14 protein-coding genes are annotated in these 15,023 nt (G+C 66.2%); 7 read left to right on the top strand and 7 right to left on the bottom strand.

Going from position 1 to position 15,023, the window contains the following annotated elements; genetic code table 11:
* Positions 1-179 precede the first annotated feature (179 nt).
* Together DY468_RS10150 and DY468_RS10155 are read left to right on the top strand one after the other, a co-directional pair.
* Positions 180-587, top strand: a complete 408-nt coding sequence (locus DY468_RS10150) for a nuclear transport factor 2 family protein (protein WP_164604694.1) — start codon at positions 180-182, stop codon at positions 585-587.
* The gene (locus tag DY468_RS10155; RefSeq protein ID WP_164604695.1) at positions 584-1,978 is read left to right on the top strand and encodes an NAD(P)/FAD-dependent oxidoreductase; all 1,395 of its coding nucleotides are present in this window, start codon (positions 584-586) and stop codon (positions 1,976-1,978) included. Before DY468_RS10150 ends, DY468_RS10155 begins: the two co-directional genes overlap by 4 nt.
* Before the next feature lie 140 nt (positions 1,979-2,118).
* Here the strand turns inward: DY468_RS10155 and DY468_RS10160 are convergent, their stop codons facing one another.
* From DY468_RS10160 to kdpF, 7 genes are all read right to left on the bottom strand, one after another.
* Positions 2,119-2,427 carry a hypothetical protein gene (locus tag DY468_RS10160; protein WP_164604696.1) on the bottom strand — a complete coding sequence of 103 codons (309 nt, stop codon included), beginning with the start codon at positions 2,425-2,427 and terminating at the stop codon, positions 2,119-2,121.
* Positions 2,428-2,662: 235 nt separating this feature from the next.
* Positions 2,663-3,367: a response regulator gene (locus tag DY468_RS10165; RefSeq protein ID WP_164604697.1), complete on the bottom strand. Its 705-nt coding sequence runs from the start codon at positions 3,365-3,367 to the stop codon at positions 2,663-2,665.
* Positions 3,364-6,063 carry a DUF4118 domain-containing protein gene (locus DY468_RS10170; RefSeq protein ID WP_164604698.1) on the bottom strand — a complete coding sequence of 900 codons (2,700 nt, stop codon included), beginning with the start codon at positions 6,061-6,063 and terminating at the stop codon, positions 3,364-3,366. The genes DY468_RS10165 and DY468_RS10170 overlap by 4 nt, the downstream gene beginning before the upstream one ends.
* Positions 6,063-6,680: a K(+)-transporting ATPase subunit C gene (locus DY468_RS10175; protein ID WP_164604699.1), complete on the bottom strand. Its 618-nt coding sequence runs from the start codon at positions 6,678-6,680 to the stop codon at positions 6,063-6,065. The genes DY468_RS10170 and DY468_RS10175 overlap by 1 nt, the downstream gene beginning before the upstream one ends.
* A gap of 11 nt (positions 6,681-6,691) precedes the next feature.
* The gene (kdpB, locus tag DY468_RS10180) at positions 6,692-8,764 is read right to left on the bottom strand and encodes a potassium-transporting ATPase subunit KdpB (protein WP_164604700.1); all 2,073 of its coding nucleotides are present in this window, start codon (positions 8,762-8,764) and stop codon (positions 6,692-6,694) included.
* 15 nt (positions 8,765-8,779) lie between these two features.
* Complete coding sequence (gene kdpA / locus DY468_RS10185; RefSeq protein WP_164604701.1) at positions 8,780-10,471, bottom strand: potassium-transporting ATPase subunit KdpA; 1,692 nt, start codon at positions 10,469-10,471, stop codon at positions 8,780-8,782.
* Between the two features lie 10 nt (positions 10,472-10,481).
* Positions 10,482-10,571: a K(+)-transporting ATPase subunit F gene (gene kdpF / locus DY468_RS10190; RefSeq protein WP_164604702.1), complete on the bottom strand. Its 90-nt coding sequence runs from the start codon at positions 10,569-10,571 to the stop codon at positions 10,482-10,484.
* A 256-nt stretch (positions 10,572-10,827) separates the two neighbouring features.
* Between kdpF and rfbB the strand changes: the two genes are divergently transcribed.
* The 5 genes from rfbB to DY468_RS10215 form a co-directional block, all read left to right on the top strand.
* Positions 10,828-11,889 carry a dTDP-glucose 4,6-dehydratase gene (gene rfbB, locus DY468_RS10195; protein ID WP_164604703.1) on the top strand — a complete coding sequence of 354 codons (1,062 nt, stop codon included), beginning with the start codon at positions 10,828-10,830 and terminating at the stop codon, positions 11,887-11,889.
* Between the two features lie 25 nt (positions 11,890-11,914).
* Complete coding sequence (rfbC, locus tag DY468_RS10200) at positions 11,915-12,472, top strand: dTDP-4-dehydrorhamnose 3,5-epimerase (protein WP_164604704.1); 558 nt, start codon at positions 11,915-11,917, stop codon at positions 12,470-12,472.
* A 4-nt stretch (positions 12,473-12,476) separates the two neighbouring features.
* A complete protein-coding gene (rfbD, locus tag DY468_RS10205) occupies positions 12,477-13,370 on the top strand; it encodes a dTDP-4-dehydrorhamnose reductase (RefSeq protein ID WP_164604705.1) in 894 nt (297 codons plus the stop codon).
* 1 nt (position 13,371) lies between these two features.
* Positions 13,372-14,247 (top strand): glucose-1-phosphate thymidylyltransferase RfbA, encoded by an 876-nt coding sequence (gene rfbA, locus DY468_RS10210; RefSeq protein WP_164604706.1) that lies wholly within the window; start codon positions 13,372-13,374, stop codon positions 14,245-14,247.
* A 92-nt stretch (positions 14,248-14,339) separates the two neighbouring features.
* Positions 14,340-15,023 (top strand): hypothetical protein (locus DY468_RS10215; RefSeq protein WP_164604707.1); only part of this gene is annotated, 684 nt, incomplete at its 3' end.

Here is a 15,023-nt window from a genome sequence, read left to right on the forward strand (position 1 = left end):
CGAAGGTCCAGCGCGGCCCAAGCCATTGGGCCAGACGCTAGTGCTTCGCGTCTGGTCCGCCGAGACCGCGCCATCTGGTTCTAAGGCACCGGCGGCAGCTCGTGACACGCTTCGCATGAAGCTGCCGGCGTTCCCGTCAATCGCGGACACGCTCGCGGGCCCACCATGATGGAATCGACATGTCCGATCTCGATACTCAGCGATTGCAGACGCTGCATCAGCTCTTCGATGCGTTCAACCGCCACGACGGCGCTGCGGTGATGGCCGCGATGACCGACGACATCGTGTTCGATGCCGCGGCCGGCCCCGAGGCTTGCGGTCGCCGCATCGCCGGCACGGCCGACGTCCGCGCTGCGTTCGAGACAACGTTCGCCACGTTCCCGGATGTGAGCTGGGAGTGTACCCGCCACGCCGTGTTCGGCGACCGCGGCATCTCCGAATGGATCTTCCGCGCCACCACCAAGGACGGCGGCAGGATCGAGGCCGAAGGCGTCGATCTGTTCGGCTTCCGCGGCGATAAGATCTGCACCAAGAGCGCGTTCCGCAAGGATCGCCCGGTGCTGCCGGCGACGGGGGCATCGGCATGAACAAGCCCATCAAGACCCCGCCGCTCGCCGCCTACGATCCGCACTACGACCCTCTCGTCAGCGATGGTCCCGGCCGCAACCGCGACTACGCGCCGACCTACTGGACCGCGAATTGCGGTCCGTTCCCCGAAGACGACGGTCCGATCAGCCGTGACACCGACGTCGATGTCGCGATCGTCGGCTCCGGTTTCACGGGGCTCGCGTCTGCGGTGTTCCTGGCCCGCGAGCACGGCATCAAGGCTGCGGTGCTCGAAGCCAACCGTGTCGCGTGGGGCTGCAGCACACGCAATGGCGGCCAGGGCCAGAACGCCGCCGGCCGGTTGACGCGCTCGCAATGGATCGCGCGCTGGGGCCGCGATGTCGCGCTGAAGCTGCACGCCGAAATCAGCGACGGCTTCGAGACCTTCGAGGAACTGATCCGGCAAAGCCCGATCGACTGCGAACCGCAGCGCGGCGGTCATCTCTACATCGCGCATCGGCAGCGCAATTTCGAGAAGATCTCCGCCGAGGCCAAGGTACTGAGCGAGGTGTTCGGCGAGCCCACCAAGGTGATCTCGGCCGATCAGCTCCGAAGTGATTATCTCAACGAGGCCGAGGCGGTCGGCGCCACGCTGGAGCCGCGCGGCACCGGCGTGCATCCCGCCAAGCTCGCCTTCGGCTATCAGCAGATGGCGCGCGACCTCGGTGCCACCGTGCATCCGGGCAGCCCGGTGATCGAGATCACCGAGCGGGGTGGCGCGTTCTATCTCCGCACTCCGGGCGGCACCGTGAAGGCGCGCGCGGTCGGCATCGCCACCGGCGCCTATACGGCGCCCGGCCTGACGCCGTTGCTGCGCGGCCGGTGCATGCCGATCCTGTCGAACTCGATCGTCACCCGGCCGCTGACTCCGGCCGAGCTCGAAGCCACCGGCTTCAAGACCAAGCTGGTGCTGACCGATACCCGCACGCTGCGCTACTACTACCGGCTGCTGCCGGACAACCGCATCCAGATCGGCAGCCGCTCGTCGATCACCGGCGCCGATGCGGATCATCCCAAGCACCTGCAGCTCCTGATCGACGGCCTGCACCGCAAGTTTCCGGTGCTGCAGGGGATCGAGATCGATTACTCCTGGTGGGGCTGGGTCGACGTCAGCCACGACATGATGCCGCGGATTTTCCAGCCCGACCCGTCGCAGAAGCTGGTGTACGCGCTCGGCTACGGCGGCAACGGCGTGTCGTATTCGGCGCAGGCCGGGCGCCGCATGGCGCAGATGATCGCCGGGCAGCGCTTCAAGGGTCAGGATCTGCCGATCTTCACCTCGCCGCTGCCGACCCATACCTTCTCGCCGTTCCGCCGGATCGGCCAGCGCATGCTGTATCGCTGGTACCACTACCGCGACGAAGCGGCGTAAGCCTTAAGGGCCGTGCTTACCGGCCGAGGCGAGGCCGGGCCGAACGGAGCGACCACGAAAAATCCCGGCAGGTCCGACCTGCCGGGATTTTTGTTTTCAGAACTGAACCGGCATCGTCTGCCGGAGAAGCCGTGAGCCGATCAGGCGGCCTTCTTGAGCGGGCGCACCGTCGCCGTCTTGGCGCGGCGGACATCGGCCACAGGCTGCGAAGAGCGCTTGTCGAAGGCATCGCCCGCCGTCAGCACCACCAGACCGGCAATGCCGGCGAACGCACCGGCCACCGCAACGGTGATCACCAGCGGATAGCCGAAGGTGTAGATCAGCGCGGCGCCGACGACCACGACGTTGAACAGGAAGAAGTACGGTGCCTCCGGGCTGCCGTGCTTGGCATCCTTCACCAGCCAGCCGATGACGGGAATTTGGTAGAAGGCTTTAGTCAGGAAATTCAAGGCGCAGCTCCTCTGCCTGGACCGCTGCCATCTGAAGCGAGAGGCATTCGGCGCTCCCGCGGCGGCGCCCGCAGCGAGGGGCGTGGCACTGCAAACTTTAGTCTATCGCAATGCAGTAATTGTCAATCACGAATGCGACGAATTTGCATTCGTAAGACAACGGGACTGCGAAAAACGACGACTTTTCCGTGAAGATTTGCTCGCCGAATGTCCGGGTTTGCAGCGTCCGGGAACCTCACCGTTGCGTTTCGTCCCCGGCACCGATCCGATAGCCGATGCCCGGCTCGGTCAGGATAACCTGCGGCTCGTCAGCGCGGGCTTCGATCTTCTGCCGGAGCTGGCCGATGTAAACCCGCAGATATTGCGTGTCGGAGGTGTGGGCCGGTCCCCACACGGCCGCCAGGATCTGCCGATGGGTCACCACCCGGCCGGCGTGACGAACCAAAAACGTCAGCAATTCGAATTCCTTAGGCGTAAGCTTGATCTCCGCGCCGCCGCGCGTGACCCGCCGCCGCACCGCGTCGATCTCGAGCCCGCCGACAGTCAGCGCGGCGGGCTCGTCATGGCGTTGCATCCGGTGGCGCATCGCGGCGCGCATTCGGGCCATCAGCTCGCCGGTGGCGAACGGCTTGTTGACGTAATCGTCGGCGCCGAGGTCGAGCGAGGCGATCTTCTCGGCCTCGCGCTCGCGCGCCGACAACACCACGATCGGCAGATCGGACCAGCTCCGCACCTGCCGGATCACCTCCTTGCCGTCGCCGTCGGCCAGACCGAGATCGAGCAGCACGATGTCGGGCGCCTGTGACGCGATGTGCTTGACGGCGTCGGTCACTGTTTCGGCGTGCGCGACCTCGTAGCCGTTGGCTTCGAGTGCCGGCTTCAGAAAGCGAAGGATCGCCGGTTCGTCGTCGACCACCAGTGCACGCGGTTTGCCGCTCATGATGTCTTCACCTCGGTCGCAGCGGTGTCCACGAAGCTCAGGACCATCCGGGTGCCGCGACCGGCTTCGACCGGACTGACGGCGAGAATCGTGCCGCCATGAGCCAGCATAATGCCACGGGCGATCGCCAACCCGAGCCCGACGCCGCCACGATCATTCGAAGCGGTCTTGGCGGAGGCGCTCTGCACGAAGCGCTCGAAGATCTGTGGCAGATCCGCTGCAGGAATGCCGGGACCATCGTCGGTGACCCGCAGGCGCACCCAGCCAGCCTCGACCACGGCATCGATCACGATCGTGGAGGTCGGCGGCGTGTGTGCGACCGCATTGGCAACGATATTGCCCAGCGCCTGCTCGATCAGGGACGCATCGGCATTCACCAGCGGGACCTCGGCCGGCCACTCCAGGACCAGACGATGCGCTGCGCCGCGCCGCCGGGTTGCGGCGATCACCCGCCCGGCGATCTCGCGCAGATCGATCCAGTCGCGCCGCAGTTCCAGCGCCCCCGACTCGATTCGGGTGATCGACAGCAGGTTCCGCACCATCTCGTCGAGTCCCTCGGCCTCCTCGCGAATATTGGCGAGCAGATCGCGGGTCGCGCTGGCGTCGATCTTGTCGCCATAGGTCAGAAGGCTGGTGGCCGAACCGAGAATCGACGACAGCGGAGTGCGGAAGTCGTGCGAGATCGAGGCCAGCAGCGTGTTGCGCACCCGCTCGGTCTCGGTCGCGGTGCGGGCGCTGACCATGTCGCGGGTCAGCGCCGCGCGCTGCAGCGCCGCCGCGGTCTGCTCGGTGAGCGTGTCGAGCAGCGCCTGCGCTTCGGAATCCAGCGCCGCGCCGTCCTTGCCCTGCATCATCACGCCGACCACGCCGTAGGTGGTGTCGCCGGTGCGCACCGGCAGAAACCGCCACGGCACGATCGGCAGCGTGCCGGTTTCGAACCCGGCCGCCTCGGCATGGGTAAAGGCCCAACGCGCCGCCATCGTGCCGGCCTCGTCGAGCAAATCCTCCGGCGGCCAAGCCGCGGCCAGGACCAGTTCGTCGCCCTGCGGCAGCAGGACCATCACCGGCCGGCCGAGACTGGCGTGGATCTCACTCGCCGCGCCTTCGGCAATCGCATCCATCGTCGCGAGCCCGGACAGCCGCCGGGTGAATTCGTACAACCGGCGCATCGCCCGGACACGCCCCGCCGAGACGCGCGCCTGCTCGCGCAGCCGGCCGGCCAGCGTGGCTGCGACCACGGCGACCACCAGATACACCAGCAGTGCCAGCAGCTCGTAGGGCTCGGCGATGGTGAAGGTGTAGAGCGGTGCGATGAAGAAGAAATTGTAGGTGAGGAACGACAGCGCCGAGGCGAAGATCGCCGGCCCGACGCCGGACTTCACCGCACTGAACAGCACCGCCATCAGGAACACCGCCGACAGGCTGGCCGACGGAATCACCTGCGCCAGGCCGCGACTAACCAGCAGCGCGCCGGCCACCGCGACCGCGGCATAAAGGAAGTGAGCCGGCGTCGAAGCGTTCATCCTTGCCACCAGCGACGGCGACGTCCGGACCGTGGAGTCCGCCGGCAATGGCACCAGATGGATGGCGATATCGGTCGAGCGCTGCATCAATCTTTGCGGCAGCGGGCGCTGCAGCCATTGCCGCAGCGTGCCGCCGCGCGCTCGTCCGATCACGATCTGGGTGACGTTCTCGAACCGCGCGAACCGCAGCAATTCGTCGGGCAGATCGTTGCCGGTCAGGGTGTGAATCTCGGCGCCCAGGCTCTCGGCGAGCTTCAGCGCGCTGTCCACCCGCTTGCGCGACGCGGCGTCGAGCCCGACGCCGGAGCGCTCCACCGTCACGGCGATCCACGGCGCATCCATCAGATCGGCGAGCCGCTTGGCGGTCCGCACGACGCCCGGCGACGCCGCATCCGGGCCGACGCAGGCGAGGATACGCTCCCCCGCCGCCCACGGCCCCTCGATCGCCTGCGCCTGCATCCGCTCGACCAAAGCGGCGTCGACCCGCTCGGCTGCGCGGCGCAGCGCCAGCTCGCGCAGCGCGGTCAGGTTCTGCGGCTTGAAGAAGCTCTCGACCGCACGGGCCGCGGTATCCTGGACATAGACCTTGCCTTCGGCGAGGCGCTTGAGCAGTTCGTCCGGCGGCAGGTCGACCAGAACGATCTCGTCGGCGCGGTCGAACACCTTGTCCGGCACGGTTTCGCGCACCCGGATCTTGCTGATCTTCAGCACGACGTCGTTGAGGCTTTCGAGGTGCTGGATGTTCAGCGTGGTCCAGACGTCGATGCCGGCGGCGAGCAGCTCATCGATGTCCTGCCAGCGCTTCGGGTGCCGGCTGCCGGGGACGTTGGTGTGGGCGAATTCGTCGACCAGCAGCAGCGACGGCTTGCGCGCGAGGGCGCCGTCGAGGTCGAACTCGCGCATCACCCGATGCCGGTACACGATCGGGGCGCGCGGCAACTGCTCGAGCCCCTGCAGCACCTGCTCGGTCTCGCGCCGCCCGTGGGTCTCGACCAGCCCTGCGACGACATCGCGCCCGCCAGCCTGCTCGCTGCGGGCGGCGGAGAGCATCGCAAAGGTCTTGCCGACGCCGGGAGCGGCGCCGACGAAGATCTTCAGCCGGCCGCGCCCTTCCTTGCTGGCGAGCGCCAGCAAGGCATCCGGGGAAGCGCGCGCAGTGACGGTGACGGACATCAGGTCCTCGGCCGGTTTTGCCCCAATCTATCCAGCGCCAGGTTTAATTTCAGTACGTTGACGCGCGGTTCGCCGAACAGGCCGAGGTCGCGGCCTTCGATCCGGCTGTCCACCAGAGCGCGCAGCTCGGCCTCCGGCAGGTTCCGCACCTTGGCAATGCGCGGCACCTGAAACAACGCCGCCTCCGGAGAGATCTCCGGGTCCAGGCCGCTGCCCGACGTGGTGACCAGATCGACCGGCACCCGCACGCTCGGGTTCTCCTGCTTGGCTGCGGCGACGTCCGCCGCCAGACGGTCGGCCAGCGCCTTGCTGGTCGGGCCCAGATTGGAGCCGCCGGAAGCTGCGGCATTGTACGGCGCCGGCACGGTCTTGCTGGAATCCTGCGGGTCCGGCGCGGTGGTGGCCGACAGCCGGCCGTGGAAGTATTTCGCGTCGGCGAACGACTGGCCGATCAGCGTCGATCCGATCACCCGGCCGTCCTGCTCGATCAGGCTGCCGCTCGCCTGAGCTGGAAACAGGGCTTGGGCGATTCCGGTCATGGCCAGCGGATACACAAGTCCGGTCAGGCAGGCGAGTGCAACGAACGTCACCAGCGCGGGGCGAATTTCCTTCAACATGGCGTCACCTTTCAGGCGAGATGCAGTGCGGTCACCGCGAGGTCGATGACCTTGATTCCGATGAACGGCAGCACGATGCCGCCGAGGCCGTAGATCAGAAGATTGCGTCTTAGCAGCGCCACCGCCCCGACCGGCCGATAGGTCACGCCCTTTAGCGCCAGCGGAATCAGCGCGATGATGATCAACGCATTGAACACGATCGCCGACAGGATCGCGCTTTGCGGCGTCGAGAGCCCCATGATGTTGAGAGCGCCGAGCTGCGGATAGAACGCCACGAAGATCGCCGGGATGATGGCGAAGTACTTGGCGACGTCGTTGGCGATCGAGAAGGTGGTCAGCGCGCCGCGGGTCATCAGGAGCTGCTTGCCGATCTCCACCACCTCGATCAGCTTGGTCGGATCGGAATCGAGGTCGACCATGTTGCCGGCTTCGCGCGCCGCCTGGGTGCCGCTCTGCATCGCCACGCCGACGTCGGCCTGGGCGAGTGCGGGCGCGTCGTTGGTGCCGTCGCCGCACATCGCGATCAGCCGGCCATTGGCCTGTTCGCCGCGAATATAGCGCAGCTTGTCCTCGGGGGTCGCTTGGGCGATGAAGTCGTCGACGCCCGCTTCCGAGGCGATCGAGGCGGCGGTCACCGGATTGTCGCCGGTGATCATCACCGTCTTGATCCCCATCCGCCGCAGCGCCGCGAAGCGTTCCTTGACGTCGGGCTTGACCACGTCCTTCAGATGAATGACGCCGAGCAGCCGGCCGGCTTCCGCGAGGCCGAGCGGCGTACCGCCGGCACGGGCGATACGATCGACCGCCGCGCGAAACGCCGGGGGCTCGGCGACATCGGCGCGGGATTCGTCTCGGACGAATTTCAGCACCGAATCGACCGCGCCCTTGCGTAAGCGGCGGCCGCCCGCGTCGATGCCGGACAACCGGGTCGTCGCCGAGAATGGGATGAACGTCGCATCCGACGGAGCCTCATCCATCGACAGCCCGAACTTCTCTCGCGCCAGCGCCACGATCGAACGCCCTTCGGCGGTCTCGTCGGCCTGACTCGCCAGCAGCGCCGCTTCCGCCGCTTCGGCTTCGCTGACGCCGGGCACCGGAATGATCTCGGAGGCGAGCCGGTTGCCGAAAGTAATCGTGCCGGTCTTGTCGAGCAGCAGCGTGTCGATGTCGCCGGCGGCCTCGACCGCGCGGCCCGACATCGCCAGCACGTTGAAGCGCACCAGGCGATCCATCCCGGCGATGCCGATCGCCGACAGCAGCGCGCCGATCGTGGTCGGAATCAGCGTCACGAACAGCGCCACCAGCACGACCACCGAAATTGAACCGCCCGCATAGGTGGCGAAGCTCGGGATCGCGTCGACCACCACCACGAAGATCAAGGTGAGGCCGACCAGCAGGATATTGAGCGCGATCTCGTTCGGCGTTTTCTGCCGCTCGGCGCCTTCGACCAGCTTGATCATGCGGTCGAGAAACGACGAGCCGACTGCCGTGGTGATGCGGACCACGATCCGATCCGAAATCACCGTCGTGCCGCCGGTCACAGCGGACCGGTCGCCGCCGGATTCGCGGATCACCGGCGCGGACTCGCCGGTGACTGCCGCTTCGTTGACGGAGGCGATGCCTTCGATCACTTCGCCGTCGCCGGGGATGGTATCGCCGGCTTCGCACAGCACCAGATCTCCGACCTCGAGACGCTCGGCCGCGACACCTTCGTACAGCTCGTTGTTGCCCGGCATCAGCAGCCGCTTGGCCGTCGTCTGCGCCCGCGTCTGCCGCAGCGTGTCGGCCTGCGCCTTGCCGCGGCCTTCAGCGACCGCCTCGGCGAAGTTGGCGAACAGAATGGTGAACCAGAGCCAGATTGCGATCTGCAATTCGAACAGCATGTCGCCGCCGCCCGTGAAGGCGTCACGGACGGTCAGAACGGTGGCGAGCGCGGTGACGACTTCGAGTACGAACATCACCGGATTCTTGACCAGCGTCCGCGGATCGAGCTTGACGAACGCCTGACCGATCGCCGGCAGCAGGATCGCCGGATCCAGCATCGTGGCCGATGGTGAGTTTTTGCGTAGTTTCGAGACTTTCATGACCGTTGCTCCGAACTAATAGGCGACGCCTTGCAGCATCGACAGATGCTCGGCGATCGGACCGACCGCGAGCGCCGGGAAGAAGGTGAGGCCGCCGACAATCAGGATGGTTCCGACCAGCAGACCGACGAACAGCGGTCCGGTTGTCGGGAAGGTGCCGGCGGTCGCCGCGACGGATCTCTTGGCGGCGAGCGAGCCCGCAATCGCCATCGCCGGGACGATCATCCAGAACCGGCCCAGGAACATCGCGATCGCACCGGTGAGGTTGTAGAACGGCGTGTTGCCGGAGAGGCCGCCGAACGCCGATCCGTTGTTGGCCGCCTGCGAGGTGAAGGCGTACAGCACCTCGGAGTAACCGTGCGGACCGGCGTTGCCCATCGACGCCACCGCGGACGGAACCACCACCGCGATCGCCGTGAAACCGAGCATCACCAGCGGCAGGATCAGGATCGCCAGCATCGCCATCTTGACCTCGCGCGCTTCGATCTTCTTGCCGACATATTCGGGCGTGCGGCCGACCATCAGCCCGGCCAGGAAGATCGTGATCACGACGAACAGCAGCATGCCGTAAAGGCCGGCGCCGACGCCGCCGATCACGATCTCGCCGAGCTCCATGTTGATCAGCGGGATCATGCCTCCGAGCGCGGTGAACGAATCGTGCATCGCGTTGACCGCGCCGCACGAGGCCGCGGTCGTCACCACTGCGAACAATGCCGAAGCGGCGATGCCGAACCGCGTCTCCTTGCCCTCCATGTTGCCGCCGGCGAGGCCAAGCGCCCGCATCGCCTCGGTGCCGTGAGCTTCTGCCCAGTAGCAGACCGCGACACCGGCGATGAACAACACGCCCATCGCGGCGAGGATCGCCCAGCCCTGGCGCTGATCCCCGACCATCCGGCCGAACACGTTGGTGAGCGCGGCGCCGAGCACGAAGATCGACAGCATCTGCACGAAGTTCGACAGCGCGGTCGGGTTCTCGAACGGATGCGCCGCGTTGGCGTTGAAGAAGCCGCCGCCATTGGTGCCGAGCATCTTGATCGCGACCTGCGATGCCACCGGACCCAGCGCGATGGTCTGCTTGCCGCCCTCGACGGTAGCCGCATCGACGTAGGGGCCCAGCGTCTGCGGCATGCCCTGCCAGACCAGGAAGATCGTGAACACGATCGAGATCGGCAGCAGCACGTAGAGCGTGCAGCGGGTGACATCGACCCAGAAATTGCCGATGGTCTTGGCCGAGGCGCGGGCGAAGCCGCGGATCAACGCCACAGCCAGCACCATACCGGTCGCGGCGGAGAGAAAGTTCTGCACCGTCAGGCCGAGCATCTGGGTCAGATAAGACAACGCGCTCTCGCCGCCGTAGTTCTGCCAATTGGTGTTGGTCAGGAACGAGATCACGGTGTTGAGCGCGAGATCGGGCGCTACCGCGCCCTGCTCCGCCGGATTGAACGGAAGCAGGCTCTGCAGCCGAAGCAGGCCATACAACAGCGCGAAGCCGGCCACATGAAACAGCAGCATCGCCACCGTGTAACTGAGCCAATGCTGTTCGCGCTGCGGATCGACGCCGGCGAGGCGATACAGCCCGGTCTCGACCGGGCGTAGCAGAGCGATGCGGCCGTCGAAGACGCGGGTGAGATAGGCGCCGAGCAGCGGCGTCAGCGCCACCACAACCGCGCAAAACAGGATGATCTGGGTCCAGCCGATCAGGGTCATCGCCGCCTCCTCAGAATTTTTCCGGGCGCAGCAGCGCGACCACCAGATAGACCAACAGAGCGGCACTGACCGCTGCGGCGAGCGACAGGTCAAACGACATCGCGGCCTCCATCAGATCCGGTCACAGACATAGGCGTAGCCGATCGTCGCGGCGAACAGCGCGGCGGCGACCAACAGCATGAGCACGTCCAGCATCGAAGCCTCCTGACAAACGGGCCAAGATGCAGCTACGGTGCGGCGCGTAAGGATACGATGCGGAATTGCCCCGCCCGCCATAAAGACGGCATAAAGCGGGATGCCGATGACAGCACCGCACCGGCCGCTCGATTGCCCCGCAATCCAACCCTAGACGATTGATGACAAAGCGTTTTCTCGTTACCGGCGGCGCCGGCTTCATCGGTTCGGCAGTGGTCCGGCGGCTGATCGGGACCACCCCGCACGAGGTGCTGGTGGTCGACAAGCTGACCTATGCGGGCAATCTCGACTCGCTGGCGCCGGTGTCCGACGATCCGCGCTTCCGGTTCGTCCGAGCCGACATCGTCGAACAGGGCACCATGCGGCTGCTGTTCGAGGAGTACTCCCCGGACGTGGTGATGCACCTTGCCGCGGAGAGCCATGTCGACCGTTCGATCGACGGCCCCGGCGACTTCATCCAGACCAACATCGTCGGCACCTATTCGCTGCTGCAGGCGGCGCTGGCGCATTGGCGCTCCCTGCCGCCGGCCCGCAAGTCCGGCTTCCGCTTTCACCACATCTCCACCGACGAGGTGTTCGGTTCGCTTGGTGCCGAAGGGCTGTTCCGGGAAGACACTCCGTACCAGCCGAAGTCGCCCTACTCCGCCTCGAAGGCGGGGTCGGACCATCTGGTGCGGGCCTGGCACCACACCTACGGCCTGCCGGTGGTGATCACCAACTGCTCCAACAATTACGGCCCCTATCACTTCCCCGAAAAGCTGATCCCGCTGGCGATCATCAAGGCGCTGCACGGCGAAGCGATCCCGGTGTACGGCACTGGCGCCAATGTTCGCGACTGGCTGCACGTCGAGGATCACGCCGATGCGCTGCTGCTCGCCGCCGAGCGCGGCGAAATCGGCGAAAGCTACAATATCGGCGGACGCAACGAGCGTACCAACCTCGACGTCGTGCAGGCGATCTGCCGCCTGCTCGACGAGCTTGCGCCCGATGCGGCGATCGGATCACGGGCGAAGCTGATCAGCTTCGTCGCCGACCGCCCCGGTCACGACGCCCGCTACGCGATCGATGCCAGCAAGGTCGAGCGCGAACTCGAATGGCGGGCGCACTACACTTTCGACGACGGCCTGCGCCAGACCGTGCAGTGGTATCTCGACAATCGGACGTGGTGGGAACGGGTCCGTTCAGGCGTGTACCGCGGCGAGCGCCTCGGCGTGGCGGTCTAGCGACGAACGGAGCAACAAGAAGGTCATGCTGACAGTGACGTCCACCGCGATCGAGGCGGTGAAGATTATCACGCCCAGAGCGTTCGCGGATTCCCGCGGCTCGTTCGTGGAAACCTACAACAGGCAGCGCTTCGTCGATCACGGCATCGCGCTCGATTTCGTGCAGGACAACCAGTCGATTTCGACCGCAACCGGCACCATCCGCGGCCTGCATTTCCAGAGCGCGCCGTTCGCGCAGGACAAGCTGGTGCGGGTCGCGAAGGGCCGCATCCTGGACGTTGCGGTCGATCTGCGCCGGTCCTCGCCGACCTACGGGCAGTGGGTCGCCGAAGAGCTGTCGGCCGAGGACGGCAGGCAGTTGCTGATTCCGATCGGCTTCGCCCACGGCTTCTGCACGCTCGAGCCCGACACGGTGGTGGCCTACAAGGTGACCAACTACTATTCGCCGCCGCATGATCTCGGCATCGCCTGGAACGATCCCGATCTCGCCGTGCGTTGGCCTGTCACTGCGGACCAGGCGGTGCTGTCGGACAAGGATCTGAAATTGCCACCGTTTGCATCACTGCCGAACTACTTCGAGTAGCGCGATGCGGATCGTCGTCACCGGTCGTTACGGTCAGGTCGCGCAGGCGCTCCACGAGCGCGCCGCCGGAACCAATGCCGCGATCGTCCTGCTGGCCCGGCCGGAGATTGACCTGACGCGCCCGAGCGACATCGAAACAGCATTGAGCGCAGTCGAGCCGGACGCTGTCGTCAATGCTGCGGCCTACACGGCCGTTGATCAGGCCGAGAGTGAGCCCGACCTCGCTTATGCGATCAACGCCGAGGGTGCGGGCGCCGTGGCTCGCGCGGCCGCGAAACTCGGTGTGCCGGTGGTGCAGCTGTCGACCGACTACGTGTTCGACGGCACCGGCGAGCGACCGTATCGCGAAACCGATCCGACCAACCCGCTCAGCGTCTATGGCGCCAGCAAACTGGCCGGCGAGCGCGCGGTGGCGGAAGCAGCTGCTGATTACGCGGTGTTGCGGACCTCCTGGGTGTATGGCCCGTCCGGCAAGAATTTCGTGCGCACCATGCTGGCCTTGGCCCGGCAGCGCGATGAGGTGCGGGTGGTCTGCGATCAGGTCGGCGCCCCGACCAGCGCGCTCGATATCGCCGACGGGGTGCTGGGCGTCGTCCGCAATCTGCTGGCGGAGCCGGCGCGGCCCGAGTTGCGCGGCATCTTCCATATGACCGCGGACGGGACCGCCACTTGGGCCGCGTTCGCCGAAGCGATTTTCGCCGCATCACGAGAAGCCGGCGGACCATCTGCGAGGGTGATTCCGATTCCGACCACGGAGTACCCTACCCCCGCCAAGCGGCCGGCGAATTCCAGACTCGACGGCTCGGCACTCGCCGCCGCTCACGCCATTCGCCTGCCGCACTGGCGGCAATCGCTGCAGCCGTGTATCGAGCGGCTGCGAGCGCAGGACGCAAACTGACATGATCACCAAAGGCATCATTCTGGCCGGTGGCAGCGGCACGAGGCTGCATCCGATGACGGCCGCGGTGTCGAAGCAACTGATGCCGATCTACGACAAACCGCTGATCTATTATCCGCTCGCGACACTGATGATGGCCGGCATTCGCGACATCCTGGTGATCTCGACGCCGGCCGATCTGCCGCGATTCCAGCAACTGCTCGGCGACGGCGCCTCGTGGGGCATGTCGTTCAGCTATGCCGAACAGCCGAAGCCCGAAGGGCTGGCGCAGGCATTCGTCATCGGCGCCGATTTCGTCGCCGGCCAGCCGTCCGCCTTGGTGCTCGGCGACAATTTGTTCTACGGCCACGACCTGATCCCTCTGCTGCAGCATGCTGCGCAGCATCCGGAGGGCGCCACGGTGTTCGCCTATCAGGTCAGCGATCCGGAGCGCTATGGCGTCGTCGAATTCGATTCCGATCAGGTCGCGCGCTCGATTGAGGAGAAGCCGGTGCAGCCGCGCTCGAACTGGGCTGTCACCGGCCTTTATTTCTACGACCAGGACGTCGTCGAGATTGCAGCGAACCTGAAGCCCTCCGCACGCGGCGAGCTCGAAATCACCGACGTCAATCGCACATACTTGGAACGCGGCAAGCTGCGGGTCGAGAAGATGGGCCGGGGGTTCGCCTGGCTCGACACCGGCACGCCCGACAGCCTGCTCGACGCCGGCGAGTTCGTGCGCGTGCTGGAGAAGCGCCAGGGCTTCAAGATCTGCTGCCCCGAGGAGATCGCTTTCCGGTTCGGCTGGATCGACGCGCGCCAGCTCGAACGGCTGGCGCAGCCGCTCGCCAAGAGCAATTACGGCGGCTACCTGCTCAAGCTGGCGGCGAACCCGTGAGCGACGCAAGCGGGCAACCGAGACTTGCCTCGACGGCGCGAAGCTGCTGAGGAGATCGGGCGCGCCGCCCCCGACAGAACAGAGACTTAGCCGTGCCGAAGAAGCTCTCCGACTATACCTTCGCCGACTGGACGCATTTGCGACCGCTGTCGCAGGGCCTGAAGACTGCGCGCTACAATCGGATCGATCGGCGGTATCGGCAGCAACCCGCCAAGGTCGGAGATCCCGCCGCGGTAGCCAAGATGATCACCGGCCGGCGCGCGCTGTTCACGGTGGCGTATCAGGACCCGCAGGCGATCGATCTGCAGATACCGCTGATCCGGCTGTTCGTGCCAGACGCCCTCTACATCGTGGTCGACAATTCGCCAGATGACGACCGCGCCGCCGAGATCGAACGGATCTCCGCAGCGCACGGCGTGCCGTATCTGCGCGCCCCCGAAAATCCATGGCAGAAGAGCAGCCGCTCGCACGGCATCGTGCTGAACTGGATCTGGCACAACATCATCCGGCCGGGCGCGCCGGAGCTGTTCGGCCTGCTCGACCACGACCTGTTTCCGACCGCGCCGGACGATCCGTTCGCGCCGCTCGCCACCCAGGACGTCTATGGCTATGTCCGCACCACCGAGCCGCCGAGCGAGCGCTGGTTTCTGTGGGCCGGCTTCACCATGATGCGGTTCTCAGCGGTGCGCGATCTGCCGCTCGACTTCGGCCAGGACTGGTTCCTCGGCCTCGATACCGGCGGCGGCAATTGGGGGCCGCTGTACCTGTCTCTTATA

Source organism: Rhodopseudomonas sp. BR0M22 (genome assembly GCF_010907035.1).
Lineage (GTDB): Bacteria > Pseudomonadota > Alphaproteobacteria > Rhizobiales > Xanthobacteraceae > Rhodopseudomonas.

Bases quoted from the DNA above. Each gene is read 5' to 3' on its own strand.
- DY468_RS10150 (WP_164604694.1), top strand. From the start codon at position 180: ATGTCCGATCTCGATACTCAGCGATTGCAGACGCTGCATCAGCTCTTC.
- DY468_RS10175 (WP_164604699.1), bottom strand. From the start codon at position 6,680: ATGTTGAAGGAAATTCGCCCCGCGCTGGTGACGTTCGTTGCACTCGCC.
- rfbD (WP_164604705.1), top strand. From the start codon at position 12,477: ATGCGGATCGTCGTCACCGGTCGTTACGGTCAGGTCGCGCAGGCGCTC.
- rfbC (WP_164604704.1), top strand. From the start codon at position 11,915: ATGCTGACAGTGACGTCCACCGCGATCGAGGCGGTGAAGATTATCACG.
- kdpF (WP_164604702.1), bottom strand. From the start codon at position 10,571: ATGTCGTTTGACCTGTCGCTCGCCGCAGCGGTCAGTGCCGCTCTGTTG.
- rfbB (WP_164604703.1), top strand. From the start codon at position 10,828: ATGACAAAGCGTTTTCTCGTTACCGGCGGCGCCGGCTTCATCGGTTCG.
- kdpA (WP_164604701.1), bottom strand. From the start codon at position 10,471: ATGACCCTGATCGGCTGGACCCAGATCATCCTGTTTTGCGCGGTTGTG.
- DY468_RS10170 (WP_164604698.1), bottom strand. From the start codon at position 6,063: ATGTCCGTCACCGTCACTGCGCGCGCTTCCCCGGATGCCTTGCTGGCG.
- DY468_RS10155 (WP_164604695.1), top strand. From the start codon at position 584: ATGAACAAGCCCATCAAGACCCCGCCGCTCGCCGCCTACGATCCGCAC.
- kdpB (WP_164604700.1), bottom strand. From the start codon at position 8,764: ATGAAAGTCTCGAAACTACGCAAAAACTCACCATCGGCCACGATGCTG.
- DY468_RS10165 (WP_164604697.1), bottom strand. From the start codon at position 3,367: ATGAGCGGCAAACCGCGTGCACTGGTGGTCGACGACGAACCGGCGATC.
- rfbA (WP_164604706.1), top strand. From the start codon at position 13,372: ATGATCACCAAAGGCATCATTCTGGCCGGTGGCAGCGGCACGAGGCTG.